The 1975-nt window shown below is 72.2% G+C and carries 2 protein-coding genes; both read left to right on the top strand.

The features are described 5' to 3' along the window. Positions 1–128 precede the first annotated feature (128 nt). Positions 129–1172 (top strand): iron-containing redox enzyme family protein, encoded by a 1044-nt coding sequence (locus tag ACFQ36_RS22395; RefSeq protein WP_377017728.1) that lies wholly within the window; start codon positions 129–131, stop codon positions 1170–1172. Beyond that, positions 1169–1975: glycosyltransferase (locus ACFQ36_RS22390; protein ID WP_377017726.1), on the top strand; the 807-nt coding region annotated here is incomplete at its 3' end. The genes ACFQ36_RS22395 and ACFQ36_RS22390, both read left to right, overlap by 4 nt.

Below are 1975 nucleotides of genomic sequence, written 5' to 3'. Positions count from 1 at the left end.
GCGGCCTGCGGCCGCGCGGGCCGGGCCCCGGATCCGGCGGAGGCCGGCCCCGGCGGGGCCGGCCTTCAACCCCAGCCCTCCAACTGATAAAGTTCGCAATCCCAAGCAAACTTACCAGTGGAGTGCCAATGAAACGTCCCGGTCCGCGCGGGCCCCTGAGTTCCGCCCTGCTGAGCGCCTTGGCGGCCACCCCCGCCGATGCGTCCGGACTGCCCGCACTGGCCGGTGCCGCCGCCACGACCCTGGCGCAGACCCCCGATATTTTCCGCGACGAGGACCTGCAGCTGGCCCTCTTCTGCCTCTACGAGCTGCACTACACCGGCTTCGACGGCGTAGACGACGGTTGGGAATGGCATCCCGGGCTGCTCGCCGTCCGGGCCCGGCTCGAGGCGGGCTACGAAACGGCCCTGCGGGCCCGCGTCCGGCTTCCCGAACTGCCGGCCGCCACCGCGGAGGCGGTGGCCGGCACGCTCTTTGCCCTGACCGGTGCCGACGGCGGCCCGAGCGTTTCGCGGTTCATCGCCAAATCGGCCAGCAGGGAACAGCTGCACGAATTCCTTGTCCACCGCTCCATCTACCAGCTCAAGGAAGCGGACCCGCACAGCTGGGCCATCCCCCGGCTCACCGGCCGCGCGAAGGCCGCCCTGGTGGAAATCCAGGCGGACGAGTACGGCGGGGGCAGGGCGCACAGGATGCATTCGGCGCTGTTCGCCCGCACCCTGCGCGGTGCCGGGCTGGACGACACCTACGGCGCCTATATCGACCACATCCCGGCCGTCACGCTCGCCGCGCTGAACATGATGTCCCTGTTCGGCCTCAACCGCCGGCTGCGCGGAGCCGTGGCCGGGCACCTGGCGGCCTTCGAGATGACCTCCTCCATCCCCAACCGCTTCTACGCCCGCGGCGTCCGGCGCCTGGGTTACGGCGACGACGTTGCCCTGTACTTCGACGAGCATGTGGAAGCGGATGCCGTGCATGAGCAGATCGCCGGCCGGGACCTCGCCGGCGGGCTGGCCGAAACCAGCCCGGAACTGGTGGAGGACATTGTCTTCGGGACGGCCGCCTGCCTGGCCGTGGACGCGATGGTGGGCGAACACCAGCTGGCGGCCTGGCAGGCCGGAACCAGCTCGCTGCGGCGGCCCCTGCATGCGCCGGCAGCCGCCGGCATATGAACACTCCCGCGGCGGGCCCGCCGGAACTGGAGGATGCCGAGTACATCCTGCCGCTGAAGTGGAGCTCGGATGCCGGCCTGGGGGAACTGACCCGGTACCTGCGCCGGCTCAGCCGCTGGATCCGCGTCCGGGTGGTGGACGGCTCCGCGCCGGAGCTCTTCACCCGGCACGCGGCCGCCTGGCAGGGGATCGCCGAACACGTGCCGCCGGATCCGTGGCCGGGGCGCAACGGCAAGGTGGCCGGCATTATGACCGGGGTGCTGCAGGCGCGCGCCGCGCGCCTGGTGCTGGCCGACGACGACGTCCGCTACACCCTGCCGGCCCTGCGGCGCGCCGTCGGGCTGCTGCACGCGGCCGAAATCGTCCGCCCGCAGAACTACTTCATCCCCTTGCCGTGGCATGCGCGCTGGGACACCGCCCGCAGCCTGCTCAACCGCGCCTTCGGCTCGGACTTCCCCGGCACACTGGCGGTGCGGCGCGAGGCGCTGCTGGCGGCCGGCGGCTACGACGGGGACGTTTTGTTCGAAAACCTTGAACTGATCCGCACCGTCACGGCGGCCGGCGGACGCGAGGTGCGCGCCGATGACCTGTTCGTCGCCCGGGTTCCTCCGGCCGCCGCACACTTCGCGGGCCAGCGCATCCGGCAGGCCTACGATTCCTTCGCGCAGCCGGGCCGGCTGCTCCTGGAGCTGGCCCTGCTGCCGCTCATTGGCTGGTCGCTGCGCCGTCCCGTCCGCTGTCTTGCCCTGGCCGGCCTTGCCGGTGCGCTGGCGGAGCTGGGCCGGCGCCGGGCCGACGGTGCA

The organism is Arthrobacter sp. GCM10027362 (assembly GCF_042679445.1).
Taxonomy (GTDB): Bacteria; Actinomycetota; Actinomycetes; order Actinomycetales; family Micrococcaceae; genus Crystallibacter.
Note: the sequence above shows the minus strand (reverse complement) of the source record. Positions and strands in the feature narration are given on the sequence as shown.